Origin of the sequence: Pseudomonas sp. 58 R 12 (assembly GCF_900005865.1) — a bacterium.
Lineage (GTDB): Bacteria > Pseudomonadota > Gammaproteobacteria > Pseudomonadales > Pseudomonadaceae > Aquipseudomonas > Aquipseudomonas tritici.
This window is the reverse complement of record NZ_CVTP01000008.1, coordinates 403,123-418,144: the sequence shown is the minus strand read 5'-3', so window position 1 is coordinate 418,144 and position 15,022 is coordinate 403,123. Positions and strand designations below refer to the sequence as shown.

The 15,022-nt window shown below is 59.8% G+C and carries 12 protein-coding genes; 6 read left to right on the top strand and 6 right to left on the bottom strand.

The annotated features are described in order from the left end of the window. Nucleotides 1–589: 589 nt before the first annotated feature. A complete protein-coding gene (gene nirB / locus BFP95_RS05470) occupies nt 590–3,130 on the top strand; it encodes a nitrite reductase large subunit NirB (RefSeq protein ID WP_065909488.1) in 2,541 nt (846 codons plus the stop codon). Beyond that, entirely contained in the window at nt 3,130–3,471 is a 342-nt protein-coding gene (gene nirD / locus BFP95_RS05465) for a nitrite reductase small subunit NirD (protein WP_065890901.1), read from the top strand. The genes nirB and nirD overlap by 1 nt, the downstream gene beginning before the upstream one ends. A gap of 175 nt (nt 3,472–3,646) precedes the next feature. Here the strand turns inward: nirD and BFP95_RS05460 are convergent, their stop codons facing one another. Continuing rightward, a complete protein-coding gene (locus tag BFP95_RS05460) occupies nt 3,647–4,144 on the bottom strand; it encodes a MarR family winged helix-turn-helix transcriptional regulator (RefSeq protein WP_225930634.1) in 498 nt (165 codons plus the stop codon). 49 nt (nt 4,145–4,193) lie between these two features. Between BFP95_RS05460 and BFP95_RS05455 the strand changes: the two genes are divergently transcribed. Then, nucleotides 4,194–5,699: an FAD-dependent oxidoreductase gene (locus BFP95_RS05455; protein ID WP_065909486.1), complete on the top strand. Its 1,506-nt coding sequence runs from the start codon at nt 4,194–4,196 to the stop codon at nt 5,697–5,699. On the opposite strand, the gene BFP95_RS05450 is transcribed toward BFP95_RS05455, so the two are convergent. Beyond that, nucleotides 5,686–6,249 (bottom strand): TetR/AcrR family transcriptional regulator, encoded by a 564-nt coding sequence (locus BFP95_RS05450; RefSeq protein WP_065880623.1) that lies wholly within the window; start codon nt 6,247–6,249, stop codon nt 5,686–5,688. The genes BFP95_RS05455 and BFP95_RS05450 overlap by 14 nt on opposite strands. 140 nt (nt 6,250–6,389) lie before the next feature. Between BFP95_RS05450 and BFP95_RS05445 the strand changes: the two genes are divergently transcribed. Further along, the gene (locus BFP95_RS05445; protein WP_065890903.1) at nt 6,390–7,082 is read left to right on the top strand and encodes a glutathione S-transferase; all 693 of its coding nucleotides are present in this window, start codon (nt 6,390–6,392) and stop codon (nt 7,080–7,082) included. Here BFP95_RS05445 and BFP95_RS05440 read toward each other — a convergent pair. Beyond that, nucleotides 7,039–8,055, bottom strand: coding sequence for an aspartate/glutamate racemase family protein (locus BFP95_RS05440; protein WP_225930633.1), 1,017 nt, complete (start codon nt 8,053–8,055; stop codon nt 7,039–7,041). The genes BFP95_RS05445 and BFP95_RS05440 overlap by 44 nt on opposite strands. 405 nt (nt 8,056–8,460) lie before the next feature. Here BFP95_RS05440 and BFP95_RS05435 point away from each other — a divergent pair, with 405 nt between their 5' ends. Further along, nucleotides 8,461–8,913 (top strand): HIT family protein, encoded by a 453-nt coding sequence (locus BFP95_RS05435; protein ID WP_065880621.1) that lies wholly within the window; start codon nt 8,461–8,463, stop codon nt 8,911–8,913. A gap of 144 nt (nt 8,914–9,057) precedes the next feature. On the opposite strand, the gene BFP95_RS05430 is transcribed toward BFP95_RS05435, so the two are convergent. Both BFP95_RS05430 and BFP95_RS05425 read right to left on the bottom strand, forming a co-directional pair. Beyond that, entirely contained in the window at nt 9,058–10,140 is a 1,083-nt protein-coding gene (locus tag BFP95_RS05430) for an NAD(P)/FAD-dependent oxidoreductase (protein WP_065880620.1), read from the bottom strand. Next, complete coding sequence (locus BFP95_RS05425; protein WP_065872908.1) at nt 10,137–10,697, bottom strand: cysteine hydrolase family protein; 561 nt, start codon at nt 10,695–10,697, stop codon at nt 10,137–10,139. Before BFP95_RS05425 ends, BFP95_RS05430 begins: the two co-directional genes overlap by 4 nt. A 516-nt stretch (nt 10,698–11,213) precedes the next feature. On the opposite strand from BFP95_RS05425, the gene BFP95_RS05420 reads away from it, so the two are divergent. Then, entirely contained in the window at nt 11,214–12,083 is an 870-nt protein-coding gene (locus BFP95_RS05420; RefSeq protein WP_065909485.1) for an AraC family transcriptional regulator, read from the top strand. Nucleotides 12,084–12,280: 197 nt separating this feature from the next. Here the strand turns inward: BFP95_RS05420 and BFP95_RS05415 are convergent, their stop codons facing one another. Then, on the bottom strand, nt 12,281–14,815 hold the full coding sequence (locus tag BFP95_RS05415) for a GAF domain-containing hybrid sensor histidine kinase/response regulator (protein WP_371914452.1): 2,535 nt from the start codon (nt 14,813–14,815) through the stop codon (nt 12,281–12,283). Nucleotides 14,816–15,022 lie beyond the last annotated feature (207 nt).

Genomic DNA, 15,022 nt, shown 5'->3' with positions numbered 1-15,022 from the left:
AACCCCGTAAACAAAAAAGGCGCCTTGTAACCCTCCGTTGAAAACGGGGATTACACGGCGCCTTTGTCGTGAGAGGGCAATCAGCGTTGATTGCCTGGTTGAAGTGTTCCTAGCAAGTCACGCGCCAGGTTTTTCATCTGGCTGTAGTGAGCGGGCTTGCCCCGCGCTGGGTGGCGCAGCCGCCCCAAACCAGGCGACCTAGTTCTAGCTGGATATCGGCGGTGTCTCTACTGGGGGCGGCTTTACCACCCAGCGCGGGGCAAGCCCGCTCACTACAAAAGCGGTCGGAGTGCACATTTATGAAGCGTGGCGCACCAGTGAGAGGCGCTGAGCGAGGTGTTCGGCGCAGTTAGCTGATGCCAGGGGCCAGTGCATTAGGCTGTCCGACTATTTGGCACAGACCCTGCAAGCTCCCCCCTCAACCCACCTCGGTCAACGACGATCGACACCCTTGGGCAATAGCGGTAAATCCGGCGCAGTCGCCCGATCCGAACCCGCATAAGAACAGGCAAAGACGCCTGGAACCGCAAGGTTTCAGGCGTTTTTTTTTGCTTTTTTAAACCGTGATGAGCTTTGTCGGGTGATTTATATGAACAGTCTCAAAACCCTGATCGTCGTCGGCAATGGCATGGTCGGTCACCATTGTGTGGCGCAACTGATCGAACGCGGCGCGCTGGATCACTACCGTTTGCATGTGTTCAGCGAGGAGCCGATGCGCGCCTATGACCGGGTGCATCTGTCCGAATATTTCACCGGCCGCGATGCCGAGTCGCTGGCACTGTCCGAAGCCTCGCTGTACCAGACCCCGGGCGTGACCTTGCACCTGGGCGTGCCTGTATTGGAGATCGACCGCGCCCGCTGCGAGGTGATCACCGCCGACGGCTGCGTGGCCTATGACAAGCTGGTGTTGGCCACCGGTTCCTATCCATTTGTGCCGCCCATCGAAGGCGCTGAAGGCGATTCGCGGCTGGTGTATCGCACGCTTGAGGACCTGGATGCGATTCGCAAGGCGGCCGCCAATGCGCGGCGCGGCGTGGTAGTGGGCGGCGGCCTGCTCGGTCTGGAAGCCGCCAACGCGCTGAAAAGCCTGGGGCTTGAAGCGCACGTAGTGGAGTTCGCGCCGCGCTTGATGCCAGTGCAACTCGACGATTTTGGCGGCCTCGCGCTCAAGGCGCAGATCGAGCGGCTGGGCGTCGGTGTGCACCTGTCCCGTGCTACCCAGTCGATCAGCGCGGGCGCGGAGTATCGCTACCGCATGAACTTTGCCAACGACGAATTCCTGGAAACCGACCTGATCGTGTTCTCCGCTGGTATCCGCGCCCAGGACGCGCTGGCGCGCCAGGCCGGCCTGGAAATCGGCCCGCGCGGCGGTGTGGTGATCAACGATGAATGCCTGAGCATCGACCCGAATATCTACGCGATTGGCGAGTGCGCGTCCTGGAACGGCAGTCTGTTCGGCCTCGTCGCGCCGGGCTATCAGATGGCCCGAGGCGTTGCTGCGCTGCTCTGCGAGCAAACCGCCGAGCCGTTTGTGGGCGCCGACATGTCGACCAAACTCAAGTTGCTCGGTGTGGACGTGGGTTCCATCGGCGATGCCCATGCCCACACGCCCGGCGCACGCAGCTACCAGTTTATCGACGAAGCCAGCGCCAGTTACCGGCGCCTGGTGGTGGATGCTTCGGGCAAGCATGTGATTGGTGCTGTACTGGTGGGCGATAACAGCTACTACGACACCTTGCTGCAATACATGCAGAACAGCATCACGTTGCCGTCCGAGCCGGCCAGCCTGATCCTGCCATCGTCCAGCGGTGCACCCACCCTGGGCCCCGGTGCGTTGCCAGAGTCGGCGACCGTGTGCTCCTGCCATAACGTGACCAAAGGGTCGATCTGCTCAGCCATCGACGGCGGCTGCAGCGACCTCGGCCTGCTCAAAGCCCAGACCAAGGCCTGCACCGGTTGCGGTGGCTGCGCCGGGTTGCTCAAGCAGGTGTTCGAGCATGAGCTGATCGCCCGTGGCGTCAGCGTCGACAAAAGCCTGTGCGAACACTTCGCCTACACCCGCCAGGAGCTGTACGCCTTGGTGCGTGTGGAAGGCATCATCACGTTTGACGAACTGCTCGCCAAACACGGCCGTGGCCACACCGGTTGCGATGTGTGCAAGCCGGCAGTCGGCTCGATCCTGGCGTCGTGCTGGAACCAGCCAATCATGGACGCGTCCCTGGTGCCGTTGCAGGACACCAACGATACATTCATGGCCAACATGCAGAAGAACGGCACCTACTCGGTGGTACCACGTATCCCGGGGGGTGAGATCACTGCAGAAAAACTCATTGTGATCGGCGAAGTGGCGAAGAAATACGACCTCTACACCAAGATCACCGGCGGCCAGCGCATCGACCTGTTTGGCGCGCAGCTGCACGAACTGCCGGACATTTGGGGTGAACTGATTGCCGCCGGCTTTGAAACCGGGCATGCCTATGGCAAGTCCACGCGTACGGTGAAGTCCTGCGTGGGCAGCACCTGGTGCCGCTACGGCGTGCAGGACAGCGTGAAAATGGCGCTGCTGATCGAGGATCGCTACAAAGGCCTGCGCTCGCCTCACAAGCTTAAGTTCGCGGTATCCGGCTGCACGCGAGAATGCGCCGAAGCACAGAGCAAGGACGTCGGCGTGATCGCCACCGAGAAGGGCTGGAACCTCTACATCGCGGGCAACGGTGGTATGCGTCCACGCCATGCAGAGCTGTTCGCCACTGACTTGGACGATGCCACGCTGATCCGCTACATCGACCGTTTCCTGATGTTCTACATCCGCACCGCCGACAAATTGCAGCGCACCTCGGTATGGCGCGAAAGCCTTGAAGGCGGCCTGGATTTCCTCAAGGATGTGATCCTTGAAGACAGCCTGGGCCTGGGCGCTGAGCTCGAAGCGCAGATGCAACTGGTGGTCGACCACTACGAATGCGAGTGGGCCAACGCGCTCGCGGACCCGGAGAAACTCAAGCGCTTCCGCACCTTCGTCAACGACAAACGCCCGGACCCGGACATTCACTTTGTTCAGGAACGCGGCCAGCGCCGGCCGATTATGGCCGCTGAACTCAACCTGATTCCCGTCATTGAGGAGATTGCCTGATGAGCCAGTCCATCTGGAAAACTGTGTGCAACGAACAAGACCTGGTGACCAACTCCGGCGTGGTGGTGTGGCTGGACGGCGCGCAAGTGGCGTTGTTCTACCTGCCGGGTGCGCAAGACCAGACGCTGTATGCCATTGACAACCACGACCCGGAATCGGGCGCGAATGTGATCGGTCGTGGTTTGATCGGCAGTATCAAGGGCGACTTGGTGGTGGCCGCGCCGATCTACAAGCAGCATTACCGCCTGCAGGATGGGCAATGCCTGGAAGAGCCAAACCAGCGCCTGCGCGTGTGGCCGGTGCGGCTCAACGGTGGGGTGGTGGAGGTGGGGGTAGGTTGAGCAACGGTGGGAGCTGTCGAGCTCCCGCGAGGCTGCGATGGGGTCACCTCGGTGTACCTGCTGAACCGCAGCGTCTGCATCGCAGCCTCGCCAGGGCTCGACAACTCCCACATCGTCCTGCTCTGTTTTGAAGACAGCATTCCTTGACTGAACCCGATCAAAGCAATGTGTGGCCTCAGGAGATATCCTTCGTTGCACGCACCGAATCATCCTTGATGTCCTCGGCAAACTTGCGCATCAGCCGCACCAAGTTGTCGAAGTCGCCTTCGTCCCACGTGGAGAAGATCGACACGCCGATCTTCTCGCGCGCTTCGTCCACGCGGTCGGTCATGACCTTGCCTTTCTCAGTGATCACCGACTCGCGCACGCGTCGATCAAGCGTGCTCTCTTGGCGCAGGATCAGGCCGAGGCTTTCCAGTTTCGCCACCTGCCGGCTCACGGTGGTGTAGTCACGGCCTACGCGGTCGGCCAGTTCGACCACGCCAATCGGGCCCAGCCGCTCCACCAGCACCAGCAGCGGAAACAGTGCGCGGTCCAGGGAAATCCCGGCCTCGCGCACCATGGCTTCGTCGCGTTGCGGGCGGTTCATCACGCCCATGATTTCCACGAGTGAACCATGCAGGTCGCGCAGTTGGGCGGATATATGTGCGTTTTGCACGTTTTTAATTGACACGGTGTTGGCCTCTCTTAATATGTGCGTATTGCACATATAGGTGTTCCATATGAAAGCGCAATTCGCTGTCGATGTACTGATTTGCGGTGCCGGTGCCGCCGGCCTGACCCTGGCGATTGACCTGGCAAGAAGGGGCATCACCTTCCGCCTGATCGAAAAAAGCAGCCAAGCGTTCCATGGCTCGCGCGGTAAGGGTATCCAGCCAAGGTCCCTGGAAGTCTTCGAAGACCTGGGGATTCTCAATCGCCTGGTGGCCGTGGGGGGAGTCTATCCGACTGACCGGCGCTACCGCGACGATGGCAGCTACAGCGAAGCTGATTTAGTGGCGCATAAAGCCCCGACACCGGCCGAGCCCTATCAACAGCCGTTGATGGTGCCGCAGTTTTTGACCGAGCGTGTGATGCGCGAGCGCTTGCTGGAGTTGGGCCACCAGCCTGAGTTTGGGTGTGAGTTGGTCGGGTTTGAGCAGGATGCCGAGGGCGTTACCGCACAGCTTGTGAGCAAGTCGGGCGGCGACAGCGTTCGTGCGCGTTGGCTGGTGGGGGCGGATGGCGGTCGCAGCTTTGTGCGGCATGCGCTGGAGATTGGCTTCCCCGGCAAGACCCTTGGCGTACGCGCCCTGGTAGCGGATGTGGTGCTGACCGGCCTTACGCGTGATGCATGGCACCGCTTTGGCGACGGTGATCAGCAGCGCCAGATTGCCATATGCCCATTGGCCGGCACCGACCTGTTCCAGATCCAGGGGCCGATCCCCGTCGATGTCGACATCGACTTCAGCGCCGAAGGGCTTACGGCCATCATTGCCGAACGCACCGGGCGCGACGATATCCACGTGCATTCCGTGTCCTGGGCATCGGCCTACACCATGAATGCGCGCTTGGCCGACCGATACCGCGCAGGTCGCGTGTTGCTGGTGGGTGACGCCGCCCACATCCATCCGCCTACCGGTGGCCAGGGCCTCAATACCAGTGTGCAGGACGCCTACAACCTCGGCTGGAAGCTGGCGGCGGTGGTGCAGGGCGCGGCTGAAGGGTTGCTCGACACCTACGAGGAGGAGCGCCGACCGATTGCTGCATCCGTACTTGGGCTGTCGACCCAATTGCTCGCAGAGATGAAGAATGGTGACCTGCGCCGGGGCAGGGAAGTGCACCAGTTGGATATCGGCTACCCGCAGTCCTCGCTGGCGTTGGAACACCCCGAACGCTGCGGCGTTTCAGCGGGCGACCGGGCGCCGGATGCGCCGATACGTGGCGCGGCTGGCCAGCCCTTGCGGCTGTTCGATCTTTTTCGGGGCGTGCAGTGGACGTTGCTGGGCTATGGCGTAAGACGTGGGCTGGTACAGGCGCGGCCCGGTGTGCATGTCCATGTATTCGGATCAGAGGGCGACGTGATCGACGACCAAGGGCATTTCCAGCGTGCCTACGACTTGGCGATCGGTGATTGGCTGCTGGTACGCCCTGATGGGTACATTGGTGCGATCGTTGCGTCAGAGCATCTGGAGAAACTGGTGGCCTACCTGTCGCAGGTGAGCCCCCAGCCCATCATGCCGGAATAAGCCCTGCGTCCTGATAGCTCTGGACGAGTTCGTCGTACAGGCCGATATCGATGCGCGTACGAGCAATCAACTGCGCGCCCGCGATGGCGGTGTAGATGGCGCGGGCGCGCCGCTCGTTGTCAGCGGCACTGCCGTTGCCGATGTCCGTGAGAACTGCTGCGAGCCACGCCACGTTGGTATCGGCAAACGCGAGCACCTCTTTCTTCACGTCTTCGGGCAAGTCCTGGTACTCGGCCGCCATGAAGCTGGACAAGCACAACCGGTTGCCGTCTTCGAGCGATTTTCGAAAGATGCTCGGGTAGATCCGCATGCATTGCAGCGGATCGGGGTTTTCCGCTCGAATGGCCTCAAGGGCGCTGGCAGTGTCTTGCCAGTAACGCTTGGCAACGGCTGCGCCGAGGTCGGCCTTACTGGGGAAGTGGTAATAGATACTTGCGTTCTTGATCCCCACCGTTTCGCCGATGCTGCGGAAATTGATGCCGCTGTAGCCGAAATGCTGGGCGGCGATTTTGGCAGCTTCCAGGATGGCTTCTCGGGCGTTTTCGCTCACGTTTAGGTCCTCGGGCTGTAGGGGGAGTGGACGCATTCTACGCTTAAACATTTTTACCTGCCAACTGGCAGGTAGCTATTGACAGCTCGAATTGTGGCGTTCAATCTTTACCTACCACTTGACAGGTAGGCGACTGACTCATGACCACGCAACAGCAACATTCCGCTGTGTCCCACCCTCCAATGATGAAAATTTATGACTGGTACAACGGTCCCTATCCGGCGCGCGTGCGAATTGCATTAGCCGAGAAAGGCCTGCTGCCCAGGGTAGAGTTCGTGTCGGTCAACCTTTGGAAAGGGGAACACAAGCAGCCCGCGTTTCTTGCCCTCAACTACTCCGGGACGTTACCGGTGTTGCAGCTTGACGATGGCACGCTCATCGCTGAATGCACTGCAATTACTCAGTACCTGGATGTACTGGATGGCACGCCGACATTGTCCGGCAGGACGCCGGTCGAGCAAGGCCTGATCCACATGATGACCAAACGCGCAGAAATCGAGCTGATGGATGCGGTCAGCGTGTACTTCCATCATGCGACGCCAGGGCTTGGGCCGGAGGTTGAACTTTATCAAAATGCAGAGTGGGGCCTGCGCATGCGCGACAAGGCTGTACGAGGGATGCGCTACTTCGATGGCATTCTCAAATCCCAGCCCTATGTCGCGGGCGATGAGTTTTCCATGGCGGACATTGCCGTACTGGGCGGCATGATCTTTGCCGCGCTGGTTGACCTGCCAGTGCCGGCCGAATGTGAAGCGTTGCTCGCTTGGCACGCCAAGGTGAATGAGCGGGCTAGCGTTCAGGCGTGGCGAGCAATGGTCGCGCAGCCTCGCTAGACGCGATGGCTTGCACGGCTGCTGTCAGCCCGGCTGTTGCACTGGTGAGAGGCTGCGGGCCGGACCTGACAATGTCGGCCGCTGCGCTCATGGACGCCTGGGCCAACGCAACCACCGACGCACCAGCTTCGTAGGCGCGTTCGGCGGCGTTGGCGACGGTCTTGAGGTAAGCGTCAATGTCCCCCGCCTTGAATAGAAGCCATGCACCCGGAACCAGCTGTACATCAACCACTGCGTTTGATTGCTGAGCGGCCTTGTGAAATAGCCGCGTGGTGGGTTCGAGGGTTGTCTCGATAGCGCAAAGCACGACGATCTTGCCGCCGTGGCGAAGCGCCGTACCGGCCAAGGCTTCATCTGCTCTCAAAATCGGCACCTGAATATCGGGTGCGGTTCTGTCAATGGATGGACCCAAGGTCGAGCAGGTGAGCACCACAGCATCAGCATGCCGGGCGAGGGCAATCAGTGCGAGTGCAGTTGACTCGGCAATGTCCTCGGTCAGGCGACCCGCGAGTTCCGCGTCAGCCAGCAGATCTGCACGCACCTCATGGTGGATCACGCCAGGCTCGATACCCAACGCCTTCGCGGCCGTGTCAAACACGTCGATATTGCTGGCGGCGGTGTGAAGGCAGGCTATTCGAAAAAGGTTTGCCTTGGCGATCGTTGCCCTACCGAGGTGAGTCACAAAGCCTCCAGAAACAGACAGGATGAAATCGGCGGCGCGCTGACAGAGGTCTGCGTTTGAGGAGCGGATATCCAGCGTCAGAGGGGCAGTCGAGACCGGGTCAATATCAATCCGCTCGTTTGGGTAACTGCGCAGTATTAGCGTCAACTCTGTCCAGTGTCGATCCTCGGGGGTACTGCAATCACCGTCAGAGTCGATGTTACAGCCGGCTCCCCACAGATGTTCGGCGATGCTATGGAAATCGGGTAGCAGGCATGCCGGTGTGATCTTGATTGAATAGTGCGAGGGCATGGGGCGGTGCATCCTGTTCATAACTGGGCTTACGGTTTTATCCGGCGGTAATGGTCGCACAAGCCAGACGGTCTGACCTGTGACGGCCAAGGGTACCTACACAACTTTCAAAGGCTGAAAAATCTCCTTGTAGTGAGCGGGCTTGCCCCGCGCTGGGCCGCGAAGCGACCCTAAGTCCTGGCATCGCGCTTTACTTGAAGAAACTCGGCGGCTTTTTTGGGGCCGCTTCGCAGCCCAGCGCGGGGCAAGCCCGCTCACTACAGGTTTCTTCTGCGCGCTCAAAGCTCCCACCTTCGACTTGCATCGCTCTGAAGGTGGCGTTTCCAGGCTGAACCCCATGACGGTCATCGCGCTACGTTTCACGGTTAATATGCCGCCTGCTTTCACCCTCATAAAGGACTCGATATGCCGCTCATCACGGAACGCGTAGCACAGGCCCGCAACGGCGCCAACGACAAGGTCATCTGCCGTATGGCCTCGGGCTGGGCGGTGATGGGCGACGTGCAGTTTCTACCCGGTTACTGCCTTTTATTGCCTGATCCGGTGGTTGCCAGCCTGAACGAGCTGGATATCGAGGCCCGCACCACCTACCTGCTGGACATGGCCCGCCTCGGCGACGCAGTGCTGAAAGCTACCGGGGCATTGCGCATGAATTACGAGATTCTGGGTAACTCGGAGCCTGAGCTGCACTGCCATATTTTCCCGCGCTACGCCACGGAGCCGGATGACAAGCGCAGGATGCCGGCTTGGTTTTATGACTGGAAAAACGCGGTGCCCTATGCCGAGGACCAGCATGGAGCGCTGCGTAAAGCGATTGCGCGATTATTGGATGGCTCAGCGCCAAACGAGGCACTGTAAAAGCCGAATCGACTGCACATAAGGCTCAGGTAATGGCAGACCACCACTGGTGGTCTGCCGATGAGTTGCGCTCAACACAAGAAACGCTATGCCCGGAGTCGCGGCTTGAAATGCTTCAGGACGCGTGAGTCCCCAGACCTGCGCCTACTGGGTGTGAAAAAAACGCTCGGGACGGCAAGGATCAAGTGCAGTGCAAGGCCTGCCGTCGATGATCTCCTCACTGGCCAGCCGACCCACTACGGCCGCCAGCACCACACCGGGGTGCATGGCACACACGTAGACACCGCCGACGCTTGGCAGGTAGCCGATGATCGGGATGCCATCCAATGGGACAGGACGAAGCCCCACGCAGGCTAGTTGTGGCGCCAGCGAACCGAGCCCGCTGAGTTGGTTTTCGATGACTCTGGCCGTTTGCCGTGCGATCACTGACGGGTGGTTCTGCGCCGCGTCGTCCCGATAGTCTTCCGCCGCCAATAGCGTGCCATCGGCAGTTTGCCGCACCTCCATGTCGGCGTTGGCAATCAGGGTACGTACGGCGCCAGGTTGCGCCACATAGCGAATAAAAATAGACGGCGAGGCTTCCACCGGAAGGGGTGTGCCCAACATGCCAGTCAGTGCCTTTATGCCGGTTCCCGCGGCAAGCACGACCACGTCGGCGTCCAAGGTTCCCAATGGGGTTTCAACACCGGTCACTTGGTCGCTGACGGTTCTGAAGGCGACTACCCGAGTCTGCGTCAGCACCGTCGCGCCACGGTCCTTGGCTGCTGCCACCAGCGCGTGGGTTGCTTGTACTGCGTCCAACGCGCCTTCCTCGGCTTTGAACAAAGCCTGGGCAGGGGGATTTTTCAACTGCGGCTCGAGTTCGAGTATCTGCGAACCTGTCACCTGCGTTGCCGTGGACGCATGACTCGAACTATGCAGCGCTTCATCGGTGCCTGCGCCGTAACACAGCGCACCTGTCCATTGGATCTTCAGCTCGGGCAGTTCCTTTTCCAAACGGTGGTAATCGCCGATGGCTGCGCCGCGCAGGAGGGCGATCGGGTCAGGTGCCGCGCGTGAAGTGTTGAGCCAGGCGAATGAAGTCGCCGTCACGCCCGACGCAATGTCTTGCGCTTCAACGAGGGTGACATTGGCGCCTTTGCTCGCCAAATGATAAGCCAACGAGGCGCCAACGATACCCGCGCCTATCACCACCACTCGCTTGCCGGTAGCGTTATCCCTATTCATAGCCCGCCCAGGATTACGGAGGCGTCCACAACCTTGGCATAGTCCATCGCCAGGTTACTCAGCGACAACGCATGCACATCCTCCGCCGGCCACAGCCGTCCGGATAAATCAGTCTGATCAAACGTATAACAAGCATCCGCCACCACGCTCACAGCAAAACCCAGGTTGCCGCCGGAGCGCGCCGTGGCTTCGACGGAATTGTTGGTGATCACGCCGACGATCACCAACTGCCGGATCGAGCGTGCATGCAGCCAGCGCTCCAGCCCCGTAGCCGTGAAGGCATCCGGAACGTTCTTCTCCACCACATGCTCATGCGCCAGCGGTTGCAGCGCGGGCTGGAACTCACAGCCCGGCTGGCCCGGCCAGAATACCGAGTCGGGTGAGCGGGAAATGTGCCGGATGTGGACGACGGGACGGTTGGATTGCCGCCACGCGCTCAACAAACGCTGTATCTGCACTTCGGCGTCGAGGTTATTGCGACGCCCCAGCTTCGGCTGGTTCATGCCTTGCTGCATATCGATGATCAGCAGTGCAGCGTTGGTTGCTGGCGGTTCCATGACACGTCCCTTTGCTCGTGAGGTTCGAAACATAACAGCCAATGTGGGCATCCAGACAGCGATTTGTTCGTAGTATTCTCTACAGCGTCAGGGGCAGGAAGTAGTCGTGTCTGCTGCCTCAATTGTGCATGGCCGACACGTTTCAAATAGACCCTCGCGGTGAGGCGCGCTATCAACAGGCAGTCTCGTATCTACAACAGGCGAACAGCGCAATCCAACCTGGCGGCTGGCGGAGGAACTTGAGTTCTACATGGACTCGGATTTCGTAGAACTCTTGCCGCAGAACACGGCAAGCATGACCTACCTGGGCAGCTTTAACTGAGCCTCGGCGTACGGCATCACTGCGTCGGTACGTCCGCTCGATCCGTTGCATTATTGAACTGCCCGCCCTTTAAATCGCCTTGGAAGAGGGACGCATCGGCAAACCCAAAGCGTGTCTTGAGCAAATGCGGCTAGGCGTGCTCACGCCGCTATAGTCGACTCTATTGACGGCCGTACTTCCAGGAGTCTTTTCCAGTGTCTGACATGCCGACCCATTTTGCTTACACAAAACGTTTCAACGCCGTACTCGCCTACATTGATGCCAATCTCGAAGGCGACCTGTCGGTAAGGACGTTAAGCCAGGTGGCGAACTTTTCGACGTTTCACTTCCATCGACAATTCAGTGCGTTCGTAGGCGTGCCGGTTTCACGTTATGTGCAACTGATGCGACTACGGCGTGCAGCACATCGCTTGGTCGCCCTCGCTGATCACTCGGTGCTGGGCGCCGCCTTCGATGCCGGTTTTGAAAGCCCCGAGGCATTTTGCAGGGCGTTCAGGCGGGCGTTCGGTACCACGCCGAGTGCGTTCAGGAAGGAACCTAACTGGCAAGTCTGGAATGCGGTATTTGCAATCCCTCACTTTTCCAGGACGATCACCATGCAAGTACGAATTGTAGATTTCCCTGAAGTCAAGGTAGCAGCGCTCGAGCACCGTGGACCACCGGGGCTCGTCAATGAGAGCGTGCGTAGGTTCATTGAGTGGCGTGTGCAGAGCGGACAGTCGCCAGTGGCGTCGAGTCGCACCTTTGGCATTCCCTTTAACAATTCCGATACGACACCCCCACACGCATTCCGCTTCGCAATCTGCGGCGAAATCCACGAGGCGGTGGCGGCTAATGAGTTCGGCGTGCACGAACTCCTCATTCCTGCCGGTCGCTGCGTCGTGGTGCGACACGCGGGGTCACCGGACCACATCGGCGAAACGATCTATCCCATTTACCGCGATTGGCTTCCTGCCAGTGGGGAGGAGCTTCGCGACCAGCCGCTGTTTTTCCAGTACCTGAGCGCCTACCCCGAGACGCCGCAGGATCAATGGCAAACAGATGTGTATATTCCGCTGCAATAGCGGAGCAACTAGCTTTGGACCCTAGCACGTGATCTCCCAATTGCTAAGGCGATACCCTAAACACGGTCGCGACTCAGCAATAGGCGCTGTGAAGGCGTAGCGTCAATCATGATCCCGTCGCCAGGTGTCAGGCTGTAGCCTGGGATGAATGGCGCATCGTTCACCCCATACTCTGGCGAAGGTCAGGGTATTAAGCCCTAAGATTCTGGCGCAGGGTCCTCGCACTTGCCTCGGAGCACGGCAAGGCTTGTTGCAAGTTCGCTTTTGCGAAACGGCTTGTTGAGCCGCGGAAGATCCGGGTCCAGCCCTTCACGTTCGGCATACCCGGAGACCAGCAGGATCGCGGTTTCAGGCCTTGCGGAGCGGACCATCCTGGCCAAATCGGTCCCGTTGATACCCGGCATCAGATGGTCCGTGATCAGCAGATCAAATGCCTGCCCGTTGGCCATCAGCTGCATGGCCTCTTCGCCGGAGCCGGCCTCGATCACTCCGTAACCCAGTTCGCAAAGCATGTAAGAGGTACTCGCCCGTACCAGCTCCTCATCGTCGACCAGCAGCGCGATCCCGCGTGTCAATTGCGGCTCTGATGCCTCGACAATGCGCAATGCCCCTGCTGCCACGGTCATGCTGCGCGGCAACCAAAGCTCCACGTTCGTTCCGGAACCTGGCGAACTCTGAATCGTGAGGGCTCCGTTCAATTGTGATGCCAGCCCATGCACCATCGAAAGACCCAAGCCAGTCCCTTTGCCGACACCCTTAGTGGAGAAGAACGGCTCGACCGCTCGACCAAGCGTGGCAGCGTCCATGCCAACGCCCGTGTCTGCGACAGTCAAACAGAGATATTCACCTTGCGGCAGCTTTGAACGATGCCCATCGCCGACCAGCGCCGTGCTGGCAGAAATGCGCAGGGTACCGCCCCCCATCATCGCGTCACGCGCATTGACGGAGAGATTGAGAAGAGCCATCTCCAACTGATTCTGATCGGCAATGGCCGCTGGCAGATTCTCCGGAACATCAACGACCACCTTGATTTTCGGCCCGGTCGTGCTCGCCACCAGATCGCCCATATCGTTCAGCAACCTCGCCACATCGACCGGAACCGTTTGCAACGGCTGACGGCGCGCGAAGGCAAGCAGTCTCTGTACTAGCGTCTTGGCACGCTCCGCCGATTGCATCGCGCCCGAGATGAGACGTTGCTCCCGCTCGCCACCCACGCCACGGCGCAGGAGCAGATCGAGTGTGCCTACGATGGGCGTGAGCAAGTTATTGAAGTCATGAGCGACGCCGCCGGTGAGCTGTCCCATGGCTTCCATCTTCTGGCTCTGACGCAGCGTCTTCTGGACCTCCTCGCGCTCGACGATGGCCTGGACAATTCGCCCTTCAAGGGTTTCATTAAGCTCCCTCAGTTCCTCCTCGGCAGCCTTGCGAGCGGTGATTTCGACTGCCGTGCCGGTGACGCGCACACAGATACCGGCCTCATCGAACACCCCGCGCCCCTTGGCCGCGATCCAGCGGACGATGCCGTCCTCTCGGCCAATCGTGCGGTAGTCGACCTCGTAGAGCGCGCGGCGCTTTGGGTCAGCGGCCGCTAAGAAGGCATCGATCGTCGCGTCACGATCGTCGGGATGCAAACCATCATAGAAGTCTTGCAGCGTGACCGTCACGTTAGCCGAGATGCCGAACATCGCCTTGGTTTGTGAGGGCCAAACCAGGGTGTTATGAACCAAATCTACGTCCCAGAAACCCACATCGGCGTGGTCAACAGCAAGGCGCAACCTGGATTCGTTGATACGGATCACCGAATCCGCTCGTGCACGGTGAACGATCAGCCCGACCGTATGGGCCACGAAATCGATGATCTCGATATCCGCCGGCAACGGCTCACGCAGCTCACGGTGGTAGAGGACGAACGCACCGAGTAATGCGCCCTGCGCCGATCGGATAGGGCTTGACCAGCAGACGAGCAGCGCATGTCCGAGGGCCAGGTCGCGAAACGGGCTCCAGCGTGGGTCGATCATGATGTCGTCCGCTTCCACTAAAGCACTCTGGTAGCCCAAGAACGAGACGCCGGCAATGGCTTTGACTGCGTCAATGTAAGCGTCAGGCAGGCTCGGGCCGGCGCAATGCTCCACATGATCGCTGTCCTCATTGAAGAGCACGATGCTCCCCACGAATCCCGACGTTGACAGCGCTTCCACCTCGCGGACGATTGCATCCAGAGTAACGTTCAGGTTTGTTACTTCTACAGCCAGCTTCAGGACTCGATTCTGAGTGGCGCCTAGTGCTGCCCCGCGATTGCGTGCCTGGGTCAGGCGCGCATTCTCGATAGCGATCGTTGCCAGTCGCGCCAGGCTTTCCAACCGCTTGATCGTATCGGGATCATGATCGCGAACCTCCGACCAGTAAGCGCCAAGCGCCGACATCGGAACAGGTCTACCAATGGGGACCATCACAAGGCTTCGGACAAAAGTGGGCGTGTAAGCGTCCTGCGGGATACGTGGGTCGAGCCAAACGTCACGGATCGCAACTGTCTCACCGTGGCGCATCGCCCAACCAGAAATACAGTGGTCGATTAAGAAGCTCTGGCCTTGCCAAAGGGGGGAAACTGCGTCTTCGGCTACATAAGAACAGCGGCCTTCATTTTCGATGACGACCGCAATGCCCTCCGCGCCTACCGCGGCGCGCGCCGTGTCCCTCAAGACAGCGACGACCTCGTCCACCGAGGCCGCCATGGCCAGTCGCTCACTGGCGTTCAGCACATGAGACAGACGGTCATCACCGACCAGATCCTTGGGATCATTAAGCAAACGTATCTCCCAACGGCCGCAGAATCCTGTTCTGCGGCATGGTTCAAATTGAAGGAGGGAAAGAGAGGCTGAAGCGCGACTCTCTTTTCGCCATTGTCGAATTTCAGTCTCTCAGAAAATCGCTTATCAGGC